This window comes from Nocardia sp. NPDC004718 (genome assembly GCF_053601535.1).
The window spans coordinates 167,270-189,617 of record NZ_JBSGCA010000004.1; the positions used below are offsets into that span (position 1 = coordinate 167,270).

22 protein-coding genes are annotated in these 22,348 nt (G+C 68.6%); 12 read left to right on the forward strand and 10 right to left on the reverse strand.

Going from position 1 to position 22,348, the window contains the following annotated elements; genetic code table 11:
* Positions 1-78: 78 nt before the first annotated feature.
* The gene (locus tag ACWEH3_RS05420) at positions 79-810 is read left to right on the forward strand and encodes a lysophospholipid acyltransferase family protein (RefSeq protein WP_450025654.1); all 732 of its coding nucleotides are present in this window, start codon (positions 79-81) and stop codon (positions 808-810) included.
* A 74-nt stretch (positions 811-884) separates the two neighbouring features.
* On the opposite strand, the gene ACWEH3_RS05425 is transcribed toward ACWEH3_RS05420, so the two are convergent.
* Together ACWEH3_RS05425 and ACWEH3_RS05430 are read right to left on the reverse strand one after the other, a co-directional pair.
* Positions 885-2,036, reverse strand: a complete 1,152-nt coding sequence (locus ACWEH3_RS05425) for a hypothetical protein (protein ID WP_452358268.1) — start codon at positions 2,034-2,036, stop codon at positions 885-887.
* A gap of 237 nt (positions 2,037-2,273) precedes the next feature.
* Entirely contained in the window at positions 2,274-3,068 is a 795-nt protein-coding gene (locus ACWEH3_RS05430) for an EamA family transporter (protein ID WP_450025650.1), read from the reverse strand.
* Between the two features lie 297 nt (positions 3,069-3,365).
* Here ACWEH3_RS05430 and ACWEH3_RS05435 point away from each other — a divergent pair, with 297 nt between their 5' ends.
* The 4 genes from ACWEH3_RS05435 to ACWEH3_RS05450 all read left to right on the forward strand — a co-directional run bounded on the left by ACWEH3_RS05435 (position 3,366) and on the right by ACWEH3_RS05450 (position 7,501).
* The gene (locus tag ACWEH3_RS05435; protein WP_450025648.1) at positions 3,366-4,130 is read left to right on the forward strand and encodes a sporulation protein; all 765 of its coding nucleotides are present in this window, start codon (positions 3,366-3,368) and stop codon (positions 4,128-4,130) included.
* 70 nt (positions 4,131-4,200) lie between these two features.
* The gene (locus ACWEH3_RS05440) at positions 4,201-5,766 is read left to right on the forward strand and encodes an alkaline phosphatase D family protein (protein WP_450025646.1); all 1,566 of its coding nucleotides are present in this window, start codon (positions 4,201-4,203) and stop codon (positions 5,764-5,766) included.
* A 52-nt stretch (positions 5,767-5,818) separates the two neighbouring features.
* Positions 5,819-7,096, forward strand: coding sequence for an FAD-binding oxidoreductase (locus tag ACWEH3_RS05445; RefSeq protein ID WP_450025644.1), 1,278 nt, complete (start codon positions 5,819-5,821; stop codon positions 7,094-7,096).
* A gap of 99 nt (positions 7,097-7,195) precedes the next feature.
* On the forward strand, positions 7,196-7,501 hold the full coding sequence (locus ACWEH3_RS05450) for a YciI family protein (RefSeq protein WP_450025642.1): 306 nt from the start codon (positions 7,196-7,198) through the stop codon (positions 7,499-7,501).
* Positions 7,502-7,693: 192 nt separating this feature from the next.
* On the opposite strand, the gene ACWEH3_RS05455 is transcribed toward ACWEH3_RS05450, so the two are convergent.
* The 3 genes from ACWEH3_RS05455 to ctaC form a co-directional block, all read right to left on the reverse strand.
* The gene (locus tag ACWEH3_RS05455) at positions 7,694-8,350 is read right to left on the reverse strand and encodes a TetR/AcrR family transcriptional regulator (RefSeq protein ID WP_450025640.1); all 657 of its coding nucleotides are present in this window, start codon (positions 8,348-8,350) and stop codon (positions 7,694-7,696) included.
* Positions 8,351-8,458: 108 nt separating this feature from the next.
* Entirely contained in the window at positions 8,459-8,875 is a 417-nt protein-coding gene (locus ACWEH3_RS05460) for a cytochrome c oxidase subunit 4 (protein WP_450025638.1), read from the reverse strand.
* Between the two features lie 13 nt (positions 8,876-8,888).
* Positions 8,889-9,980, reverse strand: a complete 1,092-nt coding sequence (gene ctaC / locus ACWEH3_RS05465) for an aa3-type cytochrome oxidase subunit II (protein WP_450025636.1) — start codon at positions 9,978-9,980, stop codon at positions 8,889-8,891.
* Positions 9,981-10,344: 364 nt separating this feature from the next.
* Between ctaC and asnB the strand changes: the two genes are divergently transcribed.
* Positions 10,345-12,288, forward strand: a complete 1,944-nt coding sequence (gene asnB / locus ACWEH3_RS05470; protein WP_450025666.1) for an asparagine synthase (glutamine-hydrolyzing) — start codon at positions 10,345-10,347, stop codon at positions 12,286-12,288.
* 58 nt (positions 12,289-12,346) lie between these two features.
* Here asnB and ACWEH3_RS05475 read toward each other — a convergent pair whose 3' ends face one another.
* Both ACWEH3_RS05475 and ACWEH3_RS05480 read right to left on the reverse strand, forming a co-directional pair.
* On the reverse strand, positions 12,347-13,315 hold the full coding sequence (locus tag ACWEH3_RS05475) for a carbohydrate kinase family protein (RefSeq protein WP_450024727.1): 969 nt from the start codon (positions 13,313-13,315) through the stop codon (positions 12,347-12,349).
* A 252-nt stretch (positions 13,316-13,567) separates the two neighbouring features.
* Complete coding sequence (locus tag ACWEH3_RS05480; protein WP_355072914.1) at positions 13,568-13,918, reverse strand: HesB/IscA family protein; 351 nt, start codon at positions 13,916-13,918, stop codon at positions 13,568-13,570.
* A gap of 256 nt (positions 13,919-14,174) precedes the next feature.
* On the opposite strand from ACWEH3_RS05480, the gene ACWEH3_RS05485 reads away from it, so the two are divergent.
* Positions 14,175-14,789, forward strand: a complete 615-nt coding sequence (locus tag ACWEH3_RS05485) for a DUF3043 domain-containing protein (RefSeq protein ID WP_450024770.1) — start codon at positions 14,175-14,177, stop codon at positions 14,787-14,789.
* 159 nt (positions 14,790-14,948) lie between these two features.
* On the opposite strand, the gene ACWEH3_RS05490 is transcribed toward ACWEH3_RS05485, so the two are convergent.
* A complete protein-coding gene (locus ACWEH3_RS05490) occupies positions 14,949-15,110 on the reverse strand; it encodes a hypothetical protein (protein WP_450024730.1) in 162 nt (53 codons plus the stop codon).
* 85 nt (positions 15,111-15,195) lie between these two features.
* Between ACWEH3_RS05490 and ACWEH3_RS05495 the strand changes: the two genes are divergently transcribed.
* The 5 genes from ACWEH3_RS05495 to ACWEH3_RS05515 all read left to right on the forward strand — a co-directional run bounded on the left by ACWEH3_RS05495 (position 15,196) and on the right by ACWEH3_RS05515 (position 20,032).
* Complete coding sequence (locus ACWEH3_RS05495; RefSeq protein ID WP_450024732.1) at positions 15,196-16,164, forward strand: helix-turn-helix domain-containing protein; 969 nt, start codon at positions 15,196-15,198, stop codon at positions 16,162-16,164.
* 339 nt (positions 16,165-16,503) lie between these two features.
* A complete protein-coding gene (cobU, locus tag ACWEH3_RS05500; protein WP_356965143.1) occupies positions 16,504-17,064 on the forward strand; it encodes a bifunctional adenosylcobinamide kinase/adenosylcobinamide-phosphate guanylyltransferase in 561 nt (186 codons plus the stop codon).
* A gap of 154 nt (positions 17,065-17,218) precedes the next feature.
* Complete coding sequence (gene cobT / locus ACWEH3_RS05505; protein WP_450024734.1) at positions 17,219-18,298, forward strand: nicotinate-nucleotide--dimethylbenzimidazole phosphoribosyltransferase; 1,080 nt, start codon at positions 17,219-17,221, stop codon at positions 18,296-18,298.
* Positions 18,299-18,464: 166 nt separating this feature from the next.
* On the forward strand, positions 18,465-19,220 hold the full coding sequence (locus ACWEH3_RS05510) for an adenosylcobinamide-GDP ribazoletransferase (RefSeq protein ID WP_450024736.1): 756 nt from the start codon (positions 18,465-18,467) through the stop codon (positions 19,218-19,220).
* A 98-nt stretch (positions 19,221-19,318) separates the two neighbouring features.
* Positions 19,319-20,032: an MBL fold metallo-hydrolase gene (locus ACWEH3_RS05515; protein ID WP_450024738.1), complete on the forward strand. Its 714-nt coding sequence runs from the start codon at positions 19,319-19,321 to the stop codon at positions 20,030-20,032.
* A 1-nt stretch (position 20,033) separates the two neighbouring features.
* Here the strand turns inward: ACWEH3_RS05515 and ACWEH3_RS05520 are convergent, their stop codons facing one another.
* Entirely contained in the window at positions 20,034-21,131 is a 1,098-nt protein-coding gene (locus ACWEH3_RS05520) for a branched-chain amino acid aminotransferase (RefSeq protein WP_450024740.1), read from the reverse strand.
* A gap of 106 nt (positions 21,132-21,237) precedes the next feature.
* A complete protein-coding gene (gene gcvT / locus ACWEH3_RS05525) occupies positions 21,238-22,338 on the reverse strand; it encodes a glycine cleavage system aminomethyltransferase GcvT (protein WP_450024742.1) in 1,101 nt (366 codons plus the stop codon).
* Between the last annotated feature and the right edge of the window lie 10 nt (positions 22,339-22,348).

Below are 22,348 nucleotides of genomic sequence, written 5' to 3' on the forward strand. Positions count from 1 at the left end.
ATGTGATCTTGCACCGGCGGTAAAGTCGGCAATTGAAGCAGGTGCCCGCAACTATCCCGGTCCCGGGGGAAGGACGTCATGTTCTACTGGCTGCTGAAGTTCGTGCTGCTGGGACCGTTCATTCATCTCTACAACCGGCCTACGGTCGAAGGCGTGGAGAACATTCCGGCGGACGGGCCGGCCATCATGGCGGGTAACCATCTCTCCTTCGCCGACTGGCTGTTCGCTCCGTTGCTCAGCCCGCGGCGGATCAACTACCTCGCGAAGGCCGAGTACTTCAACACCCCGGGCATCAAGGGCCGGTTCCAGAAGTTCTTCTTCAGCGCCTCGGGCCAGTACCCGATCGATCGCAGCGGCGCCGACGCCGCCGAGGACGCGCTCAACGCCGCCCGCAAGCTGCTCGACCAGGGACGTCTGGTCGGCCTCTACCCCGAGGGCACCCGCTCCCCCGACGGCCGCCTGTACAAGGGCAAGACCGGCTTGGCCCGCCTTGCGCTGGAGACCGGTGTCCCCGTCATCCCGGTCGCCGTCATCGGCACCGACGAGGTGAGCCCGCCCGGACCGTTCCGCTGGCGCCGCAGGAAGGTGAAAGTCAAGTTCGGCGAGCCCATCGACTTCTCCCGCTACGACGGCATGGGCGGCAACCGCTTCGTCGAGCGCGCCGTCACCGACGAGGTCATGTACGAGCTCATGCGACTCACCGGCCAGGAGTACGTCGACGTCTACGCCCACAGCCTGAAGAAGGGCGTCCCCAGCGGCAGCCACCCCGCCGCCGTCCCCGTCCGCATCCCGGACACCGCCGCAGGCTGATCACTCAGCCCGGCACTGGCCCCGGGACCGCTTGTTCTCCGGGGCCGTTCTGGTAGTAGCTGAAGCCGGAAAGGCTATGCGAGCAGAAAAGCGACGACGGGAAACACGATCGCGGTAAACGCGGCGAATACCACCGCACCCACTTTCGCTTTGGGGATCGAGTTCAACCGGGTGGCCGCGAAACCATAGATTCCGAGGAAGACGAAAAGCGTTCCCCAAGAGACCAGCGCCCGGCTGGCGACGTCCCCCAGCCTGTCAGCGAAGATCAGAGCCAGGCTGACGATCGTAGATCCGGACGCCGCGCCCATCGCCAGGAACGCCGCTCCCGCCGGACTGTTCATGACCATCGGCGCACGGCCGACCGGAACGACCTCCTGCGGGTCGGTGTGATGGACGCCTTCGCGTCGGCACAACAAATCGAAGACCGTTGCCGGGTTGACCCATTCGCCGACCTGGGACCGTACCTGAGCAAGTGCGTGCACCGCCTGTGCGCTCGCATAGGAGGTGATGAAACCTTCGCGTGACGTGCGGAATCCACCGCGATCTCGATGGATCGGTGACAACTGTTGGTAGTCGAGCAACTCGATGAAGGCACTGCGGAAAGTGGGGTGGAACATCCAACGGTCACCCGAGGTCGCCAGCGCCGCCACCGACAGCTGCAAGGTGGCGTGATGCCAGGTTTGCGCCACGTTGCCGCGACGTATCTGCTCCTCCTCGAGCTTGCCGAGATCGAGGTCCAGCCCGCCGAGTACCCGTTCGGTCGCCAACTCGTGGGCTCGGCGCACGCGGGTGCCGCCGAGCACCGCGATCTCCGGTACCGCCAGCAGGCTCGCGATCTGCGCGGCCGCGTAGTTGGGCTCGACCCGCGGGTCTCCGGCGAGCACCGCGGAGATCAGAAAGGTGGTGCCGCGCAGTGCGGCACGCGCGGCCTCGTCGTCGGAGGCGGACAACTCCAGCAGTGCCCGTATCGCCGCCGTCGTGGCTGTCACCGAGACCGCAGAGATACCGTCGGCCAGCGACCAACCACCCGTATCCGGGTCCTGTGCAGTGAGCAACGCGTCGCGGCAGGCCACCAGATCGGCGTCCGCGAGAGCGATACCGAAGCATCGCAGAGCACGCAGCCGCCAGGCCGCATCCACCGGAGCATGGAACTCCCACTCCCCGCGCGTGCTGTGCGGAACCACGTCGCGCCGCACCAGCGCCAGCACCGCCGCTGAATCTGGCACGGGCCGGTTCACTCTGGACAGCGCGCACACAACCTCGGCGGTGTCCTGCGGATTGGGCGGCACGTCGGTCGACCACCCCCAACCTGCATAACCGTCGTCGTGCCGAACCAGGTTTCTGCCGAACCATTCGGCAGCCAGTCCGATGCGGTCGTCGACATATGACACAGCGCCCCCTTACGAACGGTGAAAAACGCTGTCCTGACCGGTAATACGTCTCGCCAGCCGGGACGGTGTCCGTCAATATATCCGTTCTCCGGCATCCAGCAGAACCGCTGCGGCGACGAGAACTCCACCGGCTACCGTCGGCAGCGACAGCTGTGATCTGTCCACCGCCGCGACAACGATCGAGGCCACGAGCGCCTCGTTCACGCCGAGCGCACCGGCGATCTGCGGGCTGAGGCGTCGCATTGCACGCCAGTACAACGCGAACCCCGGACCCAGCAGGGCTGCGCCGAGCGCCAACTCGGCGAACGTTCGCTCCCAATCCCATGCGGTCATCGTCAGCAAGGGCGCGGTGAGCACTCCGGCAACGGCCAACTGCAGTCCCGCCGAGACCGTTGGGTCGCGATTGGGAGACTCTCGAGCTACCAGGACGATCAACGCGGTCACCGCAGCCGCGCTACCGAGTGCCAGGCCACAACCGATCAACGCGCTACCAGTGTCGATCTCCGCCGCGGGTCGAGCGGAGACCAGAACGATGGCGGCTACCAGCAGGAGCAACTCGACCAGGATCCGTACGTTCACCGCCCGCTTGCCGGTACACATGGCCAGAACCAGCAACATGATAGGAGATGCCAGGTGCAAAGCGACGACCACCGGTACGGGGCCGGTGGCCAAGGCCGCGACGTACAGCGAAATATTGATGGCCTCGAGCAAGCCCAGTCGGAAATAGATCTTCCCGTGCGAATACAGCTCCAGGGCCGGACGCCGACCGGTGACCGCTGCGACGCTCAGCAGAGGAATCGCCGCGCCTATCGCGACCAGCGGTCCAGCGCGGTCGGAACCCAGCAACGCGAGCCCGGCACTGAACAATCCCCATAGGCTGGTCCCAGCGACGGATAGCGCCACCGACGATGCCCGAGCTCCACCAGACCGTCGCACACCAACCCTCCTCCCCTTTCTTGGAGTCGGCGGTTACCGTGCCTCACGACTCCGCGATCGCAGCACCGGCAGGTATCGAAATTTGCTGCGCTATAAAGTATTCCAAGTTCGATAGCACGACAATCGCCGAACGCGTGATGCATGCCGGAGCAGAGCAGGCGACGACGTTGCCCACAACGTAAGAACACGCCAAGGTTTTCTTCGGCAAGATCGGGGAGACTGCGGAGCATGTTCAAAAAGTTGCTGGCAGTGGCCGGGGTCGGTGGGGCCGAAGTGGAGACCGAGTTGTTCACGCCGGGTGTGCAGCCCGGGGGCACGGTGGAGGGCGTGATCCGTTTGCGGGGCGGGGCGGTCGCGCAGGAGATCACCCAGGTGGCGGTCGAGTTCGTGACCAGGGCCGAGCAGGAGTACGAGGATCACGAGGGCGTGCGCGAGGTCGCGTTCGGACGTACCGGAGTGCATGGACCGTCGCATCTGCCCGAGGGGGCGCCGCTGGAGTTCCGGTTCGCGGCCCGCGCGCCGATGGAAATACCGATCACGTTCTACAACGGACGACACCTGCCCGGCACGGTGGTCTCGCTGCGCACGATCGTGGAGATCCACGGCGCGGTGGACGCCGCCGACACCGACCCCGTCGGCGTCGGCGCCCTGCCCGCACAGCATGTGCTGCTGGAAGCGGTGGAACGCTTGGGATTCCATTTGCGCAGCACGGACGTGGAATCCGGCCGAGTGCAGGACACGCCCCAGACGTTGCCGTTCTACCAGGAGATCGAGTTCGCGGGCTCGCCGCGGTACCCCGGCCTGAACCAGCTCGAGGTGACTTTCGTTCCGACCGAGACCGGTATGAGCGTGGTCCTGGAGGCGGACAAGCGCGGCGGTTGGCTCTCCGAGGGCCGCGACGTGTTCGACGCGCTGTGGGTGGATTACCAGCACCTGGGCGGCGTGGACTGGGCGGGCGAACTGCACCACCGCATAGCGCGCCTGGCGCACTGACTCTTGCTTGTTGTCCACACGGACCCGGCCCGTTCACGCGCCGTTGACGTAGTTGCGTCAGGGTTGCCTCATGACCGGCTCGGACTCGAGACCATCCCGGCGCACCGTATTGCGCGCCTCCGCGCTCGGGCTGGTGGCGGCCCCTGCACTGGCGGCATGCTCGCCGGACAACGGCCCGGCGCTGGTCCGCGGGCGGCCGGTGCTCACACACGGTGTCGCGGTGGGTGATCCGCGCGCGGACGGCGCACTGATCTGGGCCCGCGCCGATCGCCCCGCCACCTTGCTCGTGGAAACGGCCGCCACGGAATCGTTCACCGATCCCAAGCGTTTCACCGGACCGCTGCTCACACCCGGCTCCGACGGCACCGGCCGGGTGCGGGTCAACGGCCTGCCCGCCGGAACGCAGGTGCACTACCGGGTGACGCTGCGCGGCGACGACGGCACCACCTCCGAACCGGTCACCGGCGTCTTCCGCACCGCGCCCACCGCCGCGTCGGACATCCGGCTCCAGTGGTCCGGCGACGTCGCGGGCCAGGGCTACGGCATCAACCCGGAGCTGGGCGGCATGAAGATCTTCGCCGCCATGGCCGCCCGCGACCCGCATCTGTTCCTGCACTCCGGCGACTCGATCTACGCCGACGGACCGCTGCGGGAATCGGTCGCCCTGCCCGATGGGCGGATCTGGCGCAATGTGGTGAGCGAGGCGAAAAGCGCTGTCGCGCAGACGCTCGACCAGTTCCGCGGCAACTACGCCTACAACCTGACCGACGAGAACTACCGCCACTTCAACAGCTCGGTCGCCCAAGTGGTCCAGTGGGACGACCACGAGACGGTGAACAACTGGTACCCCGGCGGACTGGTCGGCGAATCCAAGGGCTACACCGAACGCGCCATGGACACCCTGGCAACCCGTTCCTGGCAGGCCTTCCACGAGTGGATGCCGCTGGAGCCGAGGGAAGCGGTGGACGGTCGCCTGTATCGCAAGATCTCCTACGGTCCGCTGCTCGACGTCTTCGTACTGGACATGCGCGCGAACAAGGACGCCAACAACGCGAACAACGGCCCCGACGGCCGCATCTTCGGTCCGGCGCAGACGAAGTGGCTCGTCGACAGCCTGCGCGAGTCCACCGCCACCTGGAAGATCGTCGCCAACGACCTGCCGCTCGGCTTGGTCGTCCCGGACGGCGAACAGAAGAACACCACCGCCTTCGAGGGACCCGCCAACGGCGATCCCGGCGCGCCGTCGGGCCGGGAACGCGAGATCGCCCAGGTGCTGTCGTCGATCAAGGCGAACAAGGTGTCCAACGTCGTCTGGCTCACCGCCGACGTGCACTACACGGCGGCGCACCGTTATTCGCCCGAGCGGGCGGCCTTCACCGACTTCGACGAGTTCTGGGAGTTCGTCTCCGGTCCGCTCAACGCGGGCGCGTTCGGCCCGAACCAGCTCGACGGCACGTTCGGTCCGGAGGCGGTCTACGTGCACGCCCCGCCGGTGCAGAACAGCTCGCCACTGGACGCCTTCCAGCATTTCGGCGAGGTGCGCATCGACGGAAGGTCAAGGGAACTGACCGTAGATCTGTGCGACGCCGCCGGATCCGTCCTGTTCAGCAAGAGCCTTGCGCCGGCGTCGCGGTGACACCCGGCTTCGGGGAAGCGGCGCGGGCCGCGCTGTGGTTAGCTCTTCTGCCATGAGCACGCCGCAAATTGTCTCCAACGCCGAGGAATACCTCCCCCGCGATACCGCCGATGTCGTTCGCACGGTGCGGGATTCACGCGGGCGATCGGAACGGCTGATGGTGCGCGGCGGCGAGCTGATCGACGAGGGCCTCGCGCTGCCCGCTCAGCCGACCGTGGTGTCGCTGCGCCGGATGAATCAGGTGCTCGACATCAACCTGGGCCGGCGCACCGTCCGGGTGCAGGCGGGCGCCAAACTCTCCGATATCGACCGCAGGCTCGGCGCGCACGGCCTCGGCCTGCCCGTCGTCGGCGATCACCGTGACATCACCGCGGGCGGCTTCGCCTCGGTCGGCGGCGTCAGCGCGGCCTCGCACAAACACGGCCTGTTCATCGACCAGATCGTCGATCTGGAGTACGTGGACACCGACGGGCGCATCGGCACTTGCGGGCGCACCCACCACACCGAGCGGTTCCAGCGCATCCTGGGCGCGGGCGGCAGGGCGGGCATCATCACCGCGCTCACCCTGGACGCGATCGAGATCGACAAGGAACGCACCTGGCTGACCACCGACGCCGACCGGTTCCTGGACTTCGACTCCTTCGTCGAGCACGCCTATGCGGAGATCCTGCGGCCCGGCAACGCCGAACTGCAGGTCGGCCGCTGGGTCGATACTGCGCCGCTGAAGGTGGCGCGCCCGGTCGGCACCGGCCACGTGCAGCTGGGCACGGTGCGCTTCGGGCAGTGGTCGAGCCTGTACCCCACCGCGCCCACCAGGGGACTGCGCGCCCGGCGCGAGGTCGGGTCGCGCGCGCGGAAATCGCTGGGCGCCATCGCCTCCGCCGCGCCAGGCAAGGCGGGCATGCCTGTGCGCAACGCGGCCGCGGGCGCGGTGCTGTTCGCGCCGAAGGTGCAAACCCTCCGCGATGCCGAATATCTGGCCGATACGGCGCTCAGCTCGTCCGAGCGTGGTCCCGCCTACCGCGTGGGCATTTTCGCGCCCCTGTCGAGCTATACGTCGGTGTTCTACCGCCTCCACGATCTGTTCGCGGGCCACCGGGAACGTACCGGCTGCTTCACCGTCATCTCCGCGATGACCTACGGCGTCCGCTCGCGCTACCTGCGCGCCGAATCCGCCGCCCGCGGCCTGCCCGCCGAAGACCACGGCCTGATCACCTTCACCTGCCGCCTGCGCCCTGCCGCACTCCCGTCGGAACAGTTGCGCGACATCGTCTCCGGCATCGAGGAGATCTGCCGTTCGGAGAACTCGCTGCGGTACGAAGCCGAGTAGCGGTTCGGCCCGCACCGTCCCTCGGTCGAGGACCGTTGGTGCGCGTGCCGCCGAAAATCGCCGTGACCACCGATCGAGGCGAGCGCTAGCGTTGCGTTCATGTTCGTCGTGACCGTCACCTACACCGTTCCGCTCGCCGAAGTGGACCCCCTTCGTCCCGCTCACGGTCGCTGGCTGCAGCAACTCGTCGACGACCGGCGGCTCGTGCTGGCGGGACGCCGCGTTCCGCTGGTGGGCGGCGTCTACCTGGCCGCAGGCATGCCACGCGATCAACTCGACGCGATCCTCGCCACCGATCCGTATCTCGTCCACGGCGTCGCGACGCATGAGGTGGTCGAGTTCACGCCACTGCTCGGCGTGCCGAACGTACTCGCAGACGCCACAGCGCGTGAGGCGAATCAGTAACCGACGACCGAATTCCCGGAAACTCCACCGATGGCAAGTCGCGTGGTCGACCCCGGAGTCTGGTACCGCCCCGGCGGTTTCGCCGGACGCGGCGGCGGCGTCGACGTCCGGGGAAGGGGCATGGTGACCTTCGATCGCGCGACGATCACCGGAAACACCGCTTCGGACGGCGGCAGGCGACAGAGTGGTGTCCTAGGCGGCAGGCGTCACAGGCCCGAGCAAGGCGCGATGGATGTACATGACGGCTTCCTCGAGCTCGAGCAAGTCCGCTCCGGCGCGAAGGGCTCGGCGGATGGCCTCGTTGGTCGCGTCGGTCACCGCGAGGTACGCGTAATCGGGGACGGAGGGTTCGACGGGGCCTGCCGTCGCACGCCACGAACGGATGAAACCGGCGAACCAGTGCTGGCATCGTTCGAACGACTCGATCGCGCGCGGCCCGGCCACGGCGGTCTCCAGATAGAAGGCGCGGGCGAACGACGGCTCGTCACGCAGCAGGGTGAGATACTCGCGGATGCCGCGGCGGAGCGCTTCGAGCGGCTCCACGGGTTCGGCCAGGATCTGTTTCATCACCTGCCGGAGATGATCGATCATCAGATCGCGGCCGGTCTCGGCAGCCGCGAGGAAGCAGGCTTCCTTGTCCGGAAAGTGCTGGTAGAAGGTCCGGCGCGAAACCTTGGCCGTCGTGGCGATATCCGCGACAGTCGCATCGAGGTAGCCGCGGCCGGCCACGACGACCGTGACGCCGAACAGCAGACGCTGACGTTGCGACCCCGTCACCAGATCGCGAGCAAGGCCGTGCGGCCCGTGCGGTAGAGCCTTCAAGGTCGGCTCCAGCAACTTCTCTCCCACCCGCACCTTCATATCAGGTGCGGGCGCCGGAGCTGCTTCGTGCATCCCATCGCACATACGAAACGGCCCCACCGGATATCCGGTGGGGCCGTTCGGTGAGTCTTCGGCTCAGTGCTTCTCGGGACCGAGGTAGTACTCGAACACCAGCCCGGCGGCGGCGGTCAGGATGCACACGACGCCGATGCCGATCAGCCAGAATTGGAAGAACGCCAGGCCGAGCGCGGTCACCGAACCGGCGGCGGCCAGCGTGATCGGCCAGAAGCTGCCGGGCGAGAAGAAGCCCAGGTCGCCCGCACCGTCGACGATCTCGGCGTCTTCGTAGTCCTCCGGGCGCAGGTCGAGACGACGGGCGACGAACCGGAAGTAGGTCCCGATGATCAGCGACAGACCCGCGGTCAACACCATGGCCGTGGTGCCCGCCCACTCGACACCCGTACGCGACTGACCGGTGAAGAAGCCGTAGACGCACGCGATGATGATGAAGAACACCGTGAGCAGTTCGAAAATCCGCGCTTCGATCTTCATATCAGATCAATCCTCACTTGCTCTCGGCCGAGGCCGCGCTCTTGGTGTCGCGCCTGGTGTTGAACGGCGCGGTGGACGTGGCGACCGGGGACTCCCCGATGGACTCGAGCGCCTCGGCGTTGGTCTTGCCCGTCTGGCGCGCGTCCAGGTACTTGGTGAACTTCTCCGGCGTGACCGCGCGGACCTCGAAGTTCATCATCGAGTGGAAGGTGCCGCACATCTCGGCGCAGCGGCCGACGAACGCGCCTTCCTTCTCGATCTTGGAGATCTGGAAGACGTTGTCGGAGTGGTTTTCCTTCGGGTTGGGCATCACGTCGCGCTTGAACAGGAACTCCGGCACCCAGAAGGCGTGGATCACGTCGGCGGCGGCGAGCTGGAACTCGATGACCTTGCCGGTCGGCAGCACCAGGACCGGGATCTCGTTGCTCGAGCCGATCGTCTCGACCTTGTCGTAGTGCAGGTAGGAGAGGATGTCGTTCTCCGGCTTGCCGTGCACCGGGCCCGGCTGCGGGTGGCCGTCCTTGGTCCGTTCCTTGTACCCCTCGAGCTGCTCCTGGTTCAGCGCCTCACGCGAGGTGTCGATGCCGTCGAACCGGTAGCCGTCCTTGAAGTCGACGTTGCGGTAGCCGAACTTCCAGTTCCACTGGAAGGCGGTCACGTCGACCGTGACGTCGGGGTTGTCCACCTTCTCGTGCACGTAGTTCTGCACGACCACGGTGAAGTAGAACAGCACGGCGATGATGACGAACGGAATCGCCGTGTAGGTCAGCTCCAGCGGCACGTTGTAGCCGGTCTGGCGCGGGAACTCCGGAGAGTCGGCCTTCTTGCGGTGGAACGCGATGGTCCAGAAGGTCAGACCCCAGACCAGCACGCCCATCGCCAGCGCGGCGATGACCGACCAGGTCCACAACTCCCGCATCCGGGTGGCCTGCGGCGTGACGCCGGACGGCCAGCCGAACCGCAGCCAAACAGTGTCGATCGAGCAGCCCGAGACGAGCAGCGCGGTGATCCCCAAGGACACCGCCAGCCCGGCCCGCCGAAGGATACGGCCCTGCCGACCCCGGGCGGGTCGTGCCCCGATCTCTTCGCTCGCCTTGTGCGCCACGCTCACGCCTTCCTGGTCGCCACACATTCCGACAGTGCATCGTCCGGGCTGCGATCGGCCCCGACGATACGTCCTAAGCTCGTATCAGGGCACTCCCCGGGCCGGCGCATTCGCGCGCGGGTCGCCTGAGAGAGACCTGAGTACTACGCAGCGTAGACCAAACGCACCCCCCCTTTGTCGTCGGGTCGGCTTCGACACCTCACCGGGCCCGCCGGGATCATCGTCACCAGCGATTCCGTCCTGACGTGACGCGCGCGAGGCGCGGACGCCCTAGGTGCGGCATACTCGGACACTAGATTTCGTCCCCTTGCGCCCCATCCGGTGCGCGCGTATCCCGACTGTGAGAAATGAGGTTGCCGACGCCGTGTGTGGACTGCTCGGATACCTGGCATCTGACGAGGCGGCACCTGGCACGGTGGAGCAGGTCTACGAGGCCTTGCACTGCGTGCGCCACCGCGGCCCGGACGAGCGCGGCACCTGGCACGACGACCATGTGATCTTCGGCTTCAACCGCCTGTCGATCATCGACATCGAGCACTCGCACCAGCCGCTGCGCTGGGGCCCGCCCGAGCGGCCCGACCGCTACGCGCTCACCTTCAACGGCGAGATCTACAACTACCTGGAGCTGCGCGCGGAACTCGCCGAGGCGCACGCCGCCGAGTTCCCGGACGGCAAGATCTTCCAGACCGAGGGCGACAGCGAGGCCATCGTCGCGGCGTTCCACTACTGGGGTCCGGAGGCGGTGCGGCGGCTGCGCGGCATGTTCGCCTTCGCGATCTGGGATACCGAGACCCAGGAGCTGTTCCTGGCCCGCGACCCGTTCGGCATCAAACCGCTGTTCCTGGCCACCGGGCCGGGCGGAACCGCGTTCGGCAGCGAGAAGAAGAGTCTGCTGGAACTGCTGCCCGCGCTGCGGCTGAGCGACGCGCTGGACCCGCGGGCGCTGGAGCACTACACGGTGCTGCAGTACGTGCCCGAGCCGGAGACGCTGCACAAGGACGTCCGCAGGCTGGAATCGGGCAGCTACGCCACCGTGCGGCCCGGCGCGGCGCCGGTCGTCACCCGGTACTTCACCCCGAAGTTCCCGGTGCGCCCGTTCACCCCCGGCTCGGCGGCGTCCCGCTACCGGGAGATCGCCGCGGCGCTCGAGGACTCCGTCGCCAAGCACATGCGCGCCGACGTGACGGTCGGCTCGTTCCTGTCCGGCGGCATCGACTCCACCGCGGTCGCGGCGCTGGCCATGCGGCACAACCCGAAGCTGATCACGTTCACGACCGGGTTCGAGCGCGAGGGCTACTCGGAGGTGGACGTGGCCGCCGAGAGCGCCGAGGCGATCGGCGCGCGGCACGTGGTGAAGGTGGTCTCCCCCGCCGAGTTCGCCGCGGCGATCCCGGAGATCGTCTGGTACCTCGACGACCCGGTGGCCGACCCGGCGCTGGTCCCGCTGTACTTCGTCGCCAAGGAGGCCCGCAAGCACGTCAAGGTGGTGCTCTCGGGTGAGGGTGCCGACGAGCTGTTCGGCGGATACACCATCTACCGCGAGCCGCTGTCGCTGAAGCCGTTCGAGAAGCTGCCCCGCGGCCTGCGCAGGCTGGCGGGCAAGCTGTCGGACCGGATTCCGGACGGCACGAGGGGCAAGAGCCTGTTGCACCGCGGCTCGCTCACGCTGGAGGAGCGCTACTACGGCAACGCGCGCAGCTTCAGCGACGCCCAGCTGCGCGCCGTGCTGCGCGAGTTCCGGCCGGAATGGACCCACCAGGACGTCACCGCGCCCCTCTACGCGCAGTCGCGCGGCTGGGATCCGGTGGCCCGGATGCAGCACCTGGACCTGTTCACCTGGTTGCGCGGCGACATCCTGGTCAAGGCCGACAAGATGACCATGGCCAACTCGCTGGAACTGCGCGTGCCGTTCCTGGACTCCGAGGTGCTGAAGGCGGCCGAGGGACTGCCGTTCGACCAGAAGATCACCAAGGAGACCACGAAGTACGCGCTGCGTCAGGCGCTGGAGGGCATCGTGCCGCCGCACGTGCTGCACCGCGCCAAACTCGGCTTCCCGGTCCCGCTGCGGCACTGGCTGCGCGGCACGGAACTCTACGACTGGGCGCAGCAGCAGATCGCGGAGTCGCAGACCGACCACCTGCTGAACAAAGCCGCGATCAGCGAGATGCTGGTCGCGCACCGGGCCGGGACCGCCGATCACAGCCGCAGGCTGTGGACACTGCTGGTGTTCATGGTGTGGCACGGCATCTTCGTCGAGGACCGGATCAAGCCGGAGATCCAGGAGCCGGTCTACCCGGTCTCGCTCTGACTCCGAAACGCGGGACAGGCGCGCACCCGGCCGGGTGCGCGCCTTTCGTTCGCGCGGTCTACAGCAGCGTCTTGATGTCCGCCGCGGCTTCGGGACCGTAGGCCTGGCTGAGGCGCTCGAGCGCGGACTCCTTGGTCAGCGTCCATTCCTGGGTGCCCATGGTCTCCAGCACGAGCACGGCGATCAGCGAGCCCAGCTGCGCGGAACGCTCCAGGCTCAGCCCGGCGGTGTGCGCGGTGAGGAAGCCGGCGCGGAAGGCGTCACCGACGCCGGTCGGCTCGACCTTCTCGATCTCGGGCACGACGCCGACGGTCACGTCGGTGCCGTCGCGATCGACGATCCGCACGCCGTCGGCGCCCAGAGTGGTGACGCGGACGCCGACCTTCTGGGCGACCTCTTCCTCGGTCAGGCCGGTCTTCTGCAGCAGCAGGCCCCACTCGTACTTGTTCGTGAAAAGATATGCGGCGCCGTCGATCAGCTGTACGGACTGGTCGCCGTCCAAGCGGGCCAGCTGCTGCGAGGGATCGGCGGCGAACGGGATCCCCAATTCGCGGCACTCGGCGGTGTGCCGCAGCATCGCCTCCGGGTCGTTGGCGCCGATCAGGACGAGGTCGAGGTCCCGCGTTTCGGCGAGTTCGGCGATGGAGATGTCGCGGGCCTCGCTCATCGCGCCGGGGTAGAACGACGCGAGCTGGGCCATGTCGTTGTCGGTGGTGCAGACGAAACGCGCGGTGTGCGCGCGGTCGGACACCAGCACGGTGGAGCAGTCGACCCCGTGCTTCTCCAACCAAGCGCGGTATTCGCCGAAGTCGGCGCCGACGGCTCCGATCAGCAGGGGCGTCCGATTGAGCAGGCCCATGGCATAGGCGATGTTGCCGCCGACGCCTCCACGACGGATCTGCAGATCGTCGACGAGGAAGCTCAGCGACACGTGGTCGAGCTGATCGGCCAGCAGTACGTCGGCGAACCGTCCGGGAAAACGCATGAGGTGGTCGGTCGCAATGGACGCGGAAACGGCGATGGACACGTGGCTGAGCCCCTTCAACGGTAGGCGGCAGGCGGTGCAGACCGGGACGCGAGTCCCGATCTCACCGTAGCTGATGCCGCCTCTCCGGGTCTTCAGGCCGTACTAGTTGAGCGGCACCGGATTTGCGTTCAGGTCTTGCGCAAGTGCCGCTCGGGTCCTGGGCGTTCCCGACGAGTTACCCATGTCCTTACGAGATCAGTTGTTCCGATCGAACGCGGCCGATCTCCGCGGCCGCGCCGGGACGCTACTACCTCAGTTGAAGGAGTCGCCGCAGGCGCAGGAGCCGGTGGCGTTCGGGTTGTCGATGGTGAAGCCCTGCTTCTCGATGGTGTCGACGAAGTCGATCGAGGCGCCCTGCACGTACGGCGCGCTCATCCGGTCGACGGCCAGCGTGACGCCACCGAAGTCGACGGTCAGGTCGCCGTCGAGCGAGCGGTCGTCGAAGAACAGCTGGTAACGCAGGCCGGCACAACCACCCGGCTGCACCGCGATCCGCAGCGCCAGGTCGTCGCGGCCCTCCTGGTCGAGCAGGGCCTTCGCCTTCGTGGCGGCGGCGTCGGTCAGAGTCACACCGTGGGTGGCGGTCTCGTTCTGCACAGTCATGAACTCTCCTCGAGGAACCTGTGGTCGAACCCGTGGAACAGCACACGGGTCGTGTCGGTAAACACCACTCGGCGGGCTGCTATTCCTCCATCTTGCCACCAGCCGGTCCGCGGTGACACGCAACCTCCGTGAGCCCGCACACTCCGGGCGAATCGGACCGCATTTCTCGCCGCGCCACCCATCGAATAGCCTGGTCGGTGTGAAATTGTTCCGTCGCGGCGAGTCCAGCACCACCGACGCGACCGCCGCATCGACGGTGGTCACCAACGGTGACCCGGTCGCAAGCACCACCCGCGCGGCGGCCACGGCCACCGCGGGCAAGGGCCGTCCCACCCCGAAACGCCGTGACGCGCAAGGCAAGCGCCGCGGCCCGATAGCACCCGCTCCGCTCACCGCGAAGGAGGCCCGCGCCCGGCGCAAGGCCGCGCGGGGCACCAGAGCGGAGCGCAAGGCGGCGTCCGCGAAGCGGCGCGAGGCCGCCGCGGATCGACGGGAGCGCATGCTCGCGGGCGAGGACAAATACCTGCCGCCCCGCGACCAGGGCCCGGTCCGGGCCTTCGTCCGCGACATCGTCGACGCCCGGCGCAACCTGGTCGGCCTGTTCATGCCGATGGCGCTGGTGCTGATCTTCTCGATGTTCCTCGCGCCCGCGCTGCAGACCGTCGTCACCCTGGCCATGCTGGTGATGATGCTGTTCATGGGCATCGAGGGCGTCCTGCTCGGCCGCGTGGTGAACAACCGGGTCAGGGAGCGTTTCCCGGAGACCACCGACGGCGGCTACCGCCTCGGCTGGTACGCCTTCGTCCGCGCCTCGCAGATCCGCAAGATGCGCGCCCCGAAGCCGCGAGTAACCCCCGGCGACGCTGTGTAGTTCTTCCAGCGCCTGCGGCGCTGGGTGTTCGCGGCCCCCGTGTGAGCTCGAGAGCTCAGGTGTGCGGTCTTCGCCCTCGGCCCGATGAGCCGTGCCGGATGCTCGAAATCGACGTGGTGTCCGGACGCGGCGTGCGCTGGGCCGAACTTCCCCGGTTGGTCAGCGGTGATGGGTGTTGCGGCCGAGCATCGCCGCCAGCTCGGAGTGCAGCCGCTGCGCGTCGCGGTCGATCACATCTGAGGAGCCCGCGCGGTCGGTACCGCGGGCGATGAGCGTGGCGAAAGCCACGATGACCGCCAGGGTGATGAGAAAAGTAACCATGGCAGTAATTTTGCGGTCAGTGATTTACCGCCGAAAGTGGCGGTACTGACATTGTTCGCAAAAATACGGCCACTAGACTGGTCGCATGCTGTCGAAGGTCGCCGTGGTGCTGTCCGAACGCATGGCCATGTTCGAATTCGGGGTCATCTGTGAGGTTTTCGGCCTCGACCGCACGGCCGACGGACTGCCCGCCTTCGATTTCCGGGTGTGCGGGGCCGAGCCGGGTGTCCCGCTGCACTCGACCAGCCCCGGCATCACCGTCACACCGGAGTACGGGCTGGAGGAACTGGCGGCGGCCGATCTGGTGGCCATCCCCGCCGCCGCGGCCGACCATGGATTCGATCCGCGGGTCGTCGCGGCCATCCGTGACGCTGCGGCCGCCGGGGCGACCGTGCTCACCGTGTGTTCCGGAGCGTTCCTGGCCGGGGCGGCCGGGCTGCTCGACGGCCGCAAATGCACCACGCACTGGCGCTACGTGGAGAAACTCGCGGCCGAGTACCCCGGGGCCACCGTCGATCCGGACGTGCTGTTCGTCGATGAAGGTGACCTGATCACCAGCGCTGGCACCGCCGCGGGTATCGATGCCTGCCTGCACCTGGTGCGGCGCGAGCTCGGCAGCGGCGTGGCCAACGCGATCGCGCGGCGGATGGTGGTCCCCCCGCAGCGCGACGGCGGGCAGCGCCAGTTCATCGAACGCCCCGTCGCGGCCTGCACCTCCGACAGCCTCATCCCCACCTTGGAGTGGATGAACGAGCACCTCGACCTGCCGCACACGGTGGAAGACCTGGCCGCCCGCGCCAACATGTCCACCCGCACCTTCGCGCGCCGATTCGCCGCCGAGACCGGAACCACCCCCGTGAAATGGCTCACCAACCAGCGCGTCCTGCTGGCCAAGCAACTGCTCGAGGAAACCGACCTCGGACTGGAGCACATCGCCGATCGCTCCGGCTTCGGCTCCGGCGCCCTCCTGCGCCACCACTTCCAGCGCCTCGTCGGCATCGCCCCCACCGAGTACCGCCGCCGCTTCGGACGCAGCTCGGACACACCCGCCTGATCGCGGAACGGCGACAGGACCTCGCGAAGGCGGCGGAATCTGCCGGACCGCGGCACTCCGACCTGGCGAACATCACCGGCTGGCTGGCCTGCGACATCGAAGAACACGACTCGCGTCCGATACGCGGTGCCTCGACGACCCCATAGCCAGGCCACTCGTAGCCGCCCGACGATCCCGCCTGGGACCGGACCCGCCGCCACCATTTGTCCGGCCTACCGCCGCGCCCGCTCGGCACGTCTCGCCGCAGGCCGCATTCCGAAGTTCGCCGGAGCGCGGCACGCATCAGGCGTGCATCGGGAGTCACGCGGCAATCCGCCGTTCGATTGATACCGTGCACTCGTGTCGGAAAGTCCCTCGCCCGCGGCGCCGCGCAGCATCCTCGTTCTGGGTGGCGCGCGGTCCGGGAAGTCGGCGTTCGCGGAGGACCTCGCGCTCCGGGCCGGCGGCCCGGTGCGCTATCTCGCCACCGCGGTACCCGATCCCGCCGACCACGATTTCGCCGAGCGGATCGCCAAACATCGCGGCCGACGCCCGGCGGGCTGGTCGACCATCGAAAGCGCCGACCCGACAGCGATTCTCACCGCGTTCATGCCCACGCCGCCCGACGTGACCCTGATCGACGACATCGGCACCTGGCTGACCGCACGCATCGACGCGCGCGAGGCTTGGGAGGCTCCGCGCGGCACGGTCTCCCCCGACACCGACGCACTGGTCGCGGCCGTCGCCGCCTACACCGGTGATCTCGTGATCGTCAGCCCGGAGGTAGGCATGGGCGTCATCCCGGCCACGCGTTCGGGCCGCCTCTTCCGCGACGAGATCGGCACCCTCAACCAGCGCTTGGCCCAGGTCTGCGACGAGGCATTCTTAGTCGTGGCGGGCCTCCCCCTCCGTCTCAAGTAGCCCGCGCGACTACGAGCGACGACCGGCGGTGAACCGCGCGGATCGGTCGCACCGCCCACCGCCGGAGATCAGGTCACGGACCCACGGCGCGAAGTGGCAATGGCAAGATTGGGCGGCGTAGTCGGCTGACCCGCCATGACCGAAAGGCTCGATAGTGACGCACGGATTCGGACCGGTAGCGCCTCCGGACACACAGTTTCGTGCGGCGGCCGAGCAACGGCAGGCGCAGCTGACCAAACCCGCCGGTGCACTGGGCCGATTGGAGCAACTCGGCAACTGGGTGGCGGCCTGCCAGGGCACGTGCCCGCCGAAGCAGTTCGAGCGCGCCAGGGTCGTGGTCTTCGCCGGGGATCACGGCGTCGCGCGGCACGGGGTGTCGGCGTATCCGAGTGAGGTCACCGCGCAGATGGTCGCGAACTTCCTGGGTGGCGGCGCCGCGGTGAACGCGCTGGCGGCGGTGGCGGGCGCGACGGTTCGGGTGGCGGACATCTCCGTCGACGCCGACACCGATCCGCAGGTGTCCGAGCACAAGGTGCGCCGCTCCAGCGGGGCGATCGACCGCGAGGACGCGCTCACCGCCGAAGAGGTCCGAGCGGCGATCGAAGCAGGCCGTGCCATCGCCGACGAGGAGATCGACGCGGGCGCCGACCTGCTGATCGCTGGTGACATGGGCATCGGCAACACCACTCCGGCCACCGTGCTCGTCGCGAGCCTGACCGATACCGAGCCGGTCGCGGCGGTCGGGCGCGGCACCGGCGTCGACGACGCCGGATGGATCCGCAAGGTCGCCGCGATCCGCGACGCGATGCGCCGTGCCCGCCCGGTGGTGAAGGACCCGGTCGAACTCCTCCGCGTGGCCGCGGGCGCCGACTTCGCCGCGATTGCGGCGTTCCTCGCCCAGGCCGCCACCCGTCGGACCCCCGTCGTCCTGGACGGCGTCGTCGTCACGGCCGCGGCGATGGTCGCCGAGGACCTCGCCGCGGGCGCGAGCGCCTGGTGGCTGGCCGGTCACCGCTCCACCGAACCGGCACACGACCTCGCGCTGCGGCACCTGCGCCTGGACCCTCTGCTCGACCTGACCATGCGCCTCGGCGAAGGCTCCGGCGCCTTGACCGCGCTTCCGATCCTCCGCTCGGCGGTGGCGGCTCTCGCGGAGATGTCCACCTTCGCCGAAGCGGGCGTCAGCACCTCCGACGCCGAACCGGCGACCGCCCCGCCGAACCTGCGCAAGTGAGGTCCGCCCTGCCGCGCGGCCGCCACCTGCCCACCACTCGGCGCGGCTGCCGTGACCTCGTTCCCGCCGGACCGTTCGGGGCTTCGAGCGGCGATCCGCAGGCGTCGGCAGTCCGCCCGCTGCACCCGGTCCCCAGGGAAGCGCCGCCCGTCCGCGGAGGATCGGCGTGAACGGGGTTCGGCTGGCGATTTCCTGGCTCACGGTGCTCCCGGTCCGCGGGCCGGATGCCGTGGACCGCGCGGCGGCGGGGCGGGCGATCCTGCTGGCGCCGCTGGTCGGCGCCCTGCTCGGGGCCGGGGCGGCGGGCCTGCTCTGGGCGCTGACCGGGGCCGGGGCGAGCGCCGCGCTGGCCGGGCTGCTGGTGGTCGGCGCGCTGGCGTTGATCACCAGGGGTATGCATCTCGACGGCCTGGCCGACACCTTGGACGGGCTCGGCAGCTATGGGCCGCCGGAGCGGGCCAGGCAGATCATGAAGAGCGGCGGGGCCGGACCATTCGGCGTCGCCGGGCTGACGTTCGTCATCGGCATACAGGCGTTCTCGTTCGCGTCCCTGGCCGATTCGGGCCGGTGGTTCGCCGCCGCTCTCGCCGTGGTGACCGGCCGCGTCGCGGTGATCCTCGCCTGCCGGGGCGTCCAGGCCGCGCCGGGCACCGGGTTCGGTGTTCTGGTGGCCGGCACGCAATCGGCCGCCGCCGCGGTCATGTGGCCGGTGACCGCGGCGGCTCTCGCCGTGTTCGCCGTCCCGGGCCGCCCGTGGCTCGGCCCACTGGCCGTGACGCTCGGACTGGCCGCGTCGACGGTGCTGGTCCGGCACTGCGCGCGCCGTTTCGGCGGGCTCTCCGGTGACGTCCTCGGCGCCGCGGTCGAGACCACGGTGGCCCTCACCGCGGCCGTGCTGTCCCTCACGATCCAGCCCGGCTGACCGTCCCCTGCGAGCCTTTGGGGGCGAGAGTCTGGGTCACTGGAATTTTTCCGGCGGTGGCGCGCGGATCGTCTGGGTCGGGCAATAAGGTGGGCGGTATGTCTTCTGAGCGCCTGTACTTTCGCCAGCTGTTGTCGGGACGCGACTACGCCGTGGGCGATCCGATCGCGACGCAGATGCGCAACTTCGCGTATCTGATCGGCGATCGGGAAACGGGCGACTGCGTGGTGATCGATCCGGCCTACGCCGCGGGTGATCTGGTGGACATCGCCGAGGGCGACGGCCTGCGGCTGAGCGGGGTGCTCGCCACCCACCACCACCCCGATCACGTGGGCGGCACGATGCTCGGCTTCACCCTGCGCGGGGTGCGCGAGCTGCTCGAAAAGACAAGCGTCCCAGTGCATGTCAACGCCAAAGAGCTGCCGTGGGTGGCCAACGTCACCGGGATCGCCGAGAGCGAACTCACCGGCCACGAGCACGGCGACAAGGTCACCGTCGGAGCCTTCGACATCGAGTTACTACACACGCCCGGCCACACGCCCGGCAGTCAGTGCTTCCTGTTCGACAACCGCCTCATCGCGGGCGACACCCTGTTCGTCGACGGCTGTGGCCGCACCGATTTCCCCGGCGGCGATTCGGACGAAATGTTCCGCAGCCTGCGCTACCTGGCCGGACTCGCCGGCGACCCGGTCGTCTATCCGGGCCACTGGTACTCGCAGGAACCCAGCGCCGCGCTGTCCACTGTCCGGGACAAAAACTACGTCATGCGTCCGCAGACGCTGGAGCAGTGGCACATGCTGATGCCGGGCTGAGTCACATCCGCCGCATCCACCCGTGCTTGTCGGCGAAGGTGCCGCGCTGGATGCCGGTGAGGGTGTCGCGCAGGGCCATGGTGACCGCGCCGGGCTCGCCACCGCCGATGGTGAATTCGCCCGCACCGGAGCGAACCCAGCCGACCGGCGTGATCACCGCGGCGGTGCCGCACGCGAAAACCTCGGTGATCTCACCGGATTCGGCGCCCTTGCGCCATTCCTCGACCGAGATCTTGCGCTCCTCGACCGGGAAGCCGGAATCGGCGGCGAGGGTGAGCAGCGAGTCGCGGGTGATGCCAGGCAACAGCGAGCCGGACAGTTCCGGGGTCACCAGCCGCGCGTCGGAGCCGGAACCGAAGACGAAGAACAGGTTGTTGGTACCCATCTCCTCGACGTAGCGGCGCTCACACGCGTCCAGCCACACCACTTGGTCGCAGCCCTTGGCCGACGCCTCGGCCTGCGCCAGCAGCGAAGCCGCGTAGTTGCCCGCGACCTTCGCCTCGCCGGTGCCGCCCGGCGCGGCGCGCACGTATTCGGTGGACAGCCAGACCCGCACCGGCTTGACGCCACGCGGGAAGTACGCTCCGGCCGGGGAACCGAGCAGCAGGTACTTGTACGCCGCGGCGGGCTTCACGCCGAGTCCGGCCTCGGTCGCGAACATGAACGGCCGCAGGTACAGCGATTCCTCGCCGCCCGCCGCGGGCACCCAGTCGCGGTCCACCTCGAGCAATTGGCGCACCGACTCGATGAACAGCTCGTCGGGCAGCTCGGCCATCGCCATCCGGCGAGACGACCGGCGGAAACGCGCGGCGTTGGCGTCGATGCGGAAGCAGGAGACGCTGCCGTCACCGTGCCGGTAGGCCTTGAGTCCCTCGAAGATGGCCTGGCCGTAATGGAACACCATGGTCGCGGGGTCCAGCGCCAGCGGCCCGTACGGCTCCACCCGCGCGTTCGTCCAGGTGCCGCCGGCGTAATCGATCGAGACCATGTGATCGGTGAAGTACCGCCCGAACCCCGGCTCCGCCAGTACCTCTTGTCGCCGCTGCGCCGGAAGCGGCGCGGGGTGCGGAATACGGGTGAACTGTGCGGCAGCGGTCATGGCGACGATCCTATCCGGCCCGATTCCGGCCATTTCGCCATGGTCCACACCCCTCCGCGCAGCGCCGCCCGCAGCCGATCGCCCGTGCGTCAGGAAGAAGGACGGGTCACTTGGTGCTGGTCCGCACGAACGGCGGACGCACGATTTCACAGCGCACGCGGCGGCCGCGCACGTCGACCTCGACCTCGGCGCCGGGTTGGATGTCCGCCGCGGTGTCGAGCAATGCCAGCGCGATGCCGACCTTGAGGGTGGGCGAGAACGTGCCGGAAGTGGTTTCGCCGACGGGCTCGCCATCACGCAGCACGGTCTGTCCTTGCCGGAGCACACCCCGGTCGAGTGCTTTCAGCCCCAGCAGGATTCGGCGCGGACCGGCCGACTTCTCCTGTTCCAGAGCGGCCTTCCCCCAGAACTCCGGCTTCTGCCAGCCGACCGCCCACCCGCAGCGCGCCTGCACCGCGGAGATGTCCAGCGAGAGTTCGTGTCCGTGCAGCGGATAGCCCATCTCGGTACGCAGGGTGTCGCGGGCCCCGAGCCCGGCCACCTGGCCCTCGGCGGCGCGCACCCGCTCGACCAAGGCGCGGAACAGTGATTCGGCGTCGGCCCAGCGCGGCAGCAATTCGTAGCCGTGCTCGCCGGTGTATCCGGTGCGGCAGACCCGGACAGGACGGCCGTCCCACTCGGCGTCGGCGTAGGCCATGTACTCGAGGTCGGTGGGCAGCCCGAGCGCGCTCAGCACCTCGCCGGAGCGCGGGCCCTGCACCGCGAACACGGCGTAGTCGCGATGCTCGTCGGTCACCGTGACGCCCTCGGGCGCGACCTTGCTCAGTTCCGCGACGACCGCCGCGGTGTTGGCGGCGTTCGGCACCAGGAAGATCTCCTCGTCGCCGACGTAGTAGGCGATCAGGTCGTCGATCACTCCGCCGTCCGGGGCACAGCACAGTGTGTACTGCGCCTTGCCCGCCCGGATGCGGCCGAGATCGTTGGTCAGGGCCGAGTTCACGAACGCCGCGGCGCCCTGGCCGCGCACCGTCGCCTTGCCGAGATGGCTGACGTCGAACAGCCCCACCGTCGTGCGAACCGCCTGGTGCTCGGTCACCGTGCCCGCATAGGACACCGGCATCTCCCAGCCGCCGAACGGCGCGAAGGTCGCCCCCAGCTCGACGTGCACGGCGTGGATGGGTCCTTGCAGCAGGTTCGTCTCGGTCACCAGCCGAGCT

What these genes read in the sequence shown, in the direction of transcription:
- ACWEH3_RS05420 (WP_450025654.1), top strand. Translation starts at nt 79, where the DNA reads ATGTTCTACTGGCTGCTGAAGTTCGTGCTGCTGGGACCGTTCATTCAT.
- ACWEH3_RS05435 (WP_450025648.1), top strand. Translation starts at nt 3,366, where the DNA reads ATGTTCAAAAAGTTGCTGGCAGTGGCCGGGGTCGGTGGGGCCGAAGTG.
- ACWEH3_RS05440 (WP_450025646.1), top strand. Translation starts at nt 4,201, where the DNA reads ATGACCGGCTCGGACTCGAGACCATCCCGGCGCACCGTATTGCGCGCC.
- ACWEH3_RS05445 (WP_450025644.1), top strand. Translation starts at nt 5,819, where the DNA reads ATGAGCACGCCGCAAATTGTCTCCAACGCCGAGGAATACCTCCCCCGC.
- ACWEH3_RS05450 (WP_450025642.1), top strand. Translation starts at nt 7,196, where the DNA reads ATGTTCGTCGTGACCGTCACCTACACCGTTCCGCTCGCCGAAGTGGAC.
- ACWEH3_RS05460 (WP_450025638.1), bottom strand. Translation starts at nt 8,875, where the DNA reads ATGAAGATCGAAGCGCGGATTTTCGAACTGCTCACGGTGTTCTTCATC.
- ACWEH3_RS05480 (WP_355072914.1), bottom strand. Translation starts at nt 13,918, where the DNA reads ATGACTGTGCAGAACGAGACCGCCACCCACGGTGTGACTCTGACCGAC.
- ACWEH3_RS05490 (WP_450024730.1), bottom strand. Translation starts at nt 15,110, where the DNA reads ATGGTTACTTTTCTCATCACCCTGGCGGTCATCGTGGCTTTCGCCACG.
- ACWEH3_RS05495 (WP_450024732.1), top strand. Translation starts at nt 15,196, where the DNA reads ATGCTGTCGAAGGTCGCCGTGGTGCTGTCCGAACGCATGGCCATGTTC.
- ACWEH3_RS05515 (WP_450024738.1), top strand. Translation starts at nt 19,319, where the DNA reads ATGTCTTCTGAGCGCCTGTACTTTCGCCAGCTGTTGTCGGGACGCGAC.
- ACWEH3_RS05520 (WP_450024740.1), bottom strand. Translation starts at nt 21,131, where the DNA reads ATGACCGCTGCCGCACAGTTCACCCGTATTCCGCACCCCGCGCCGCTT.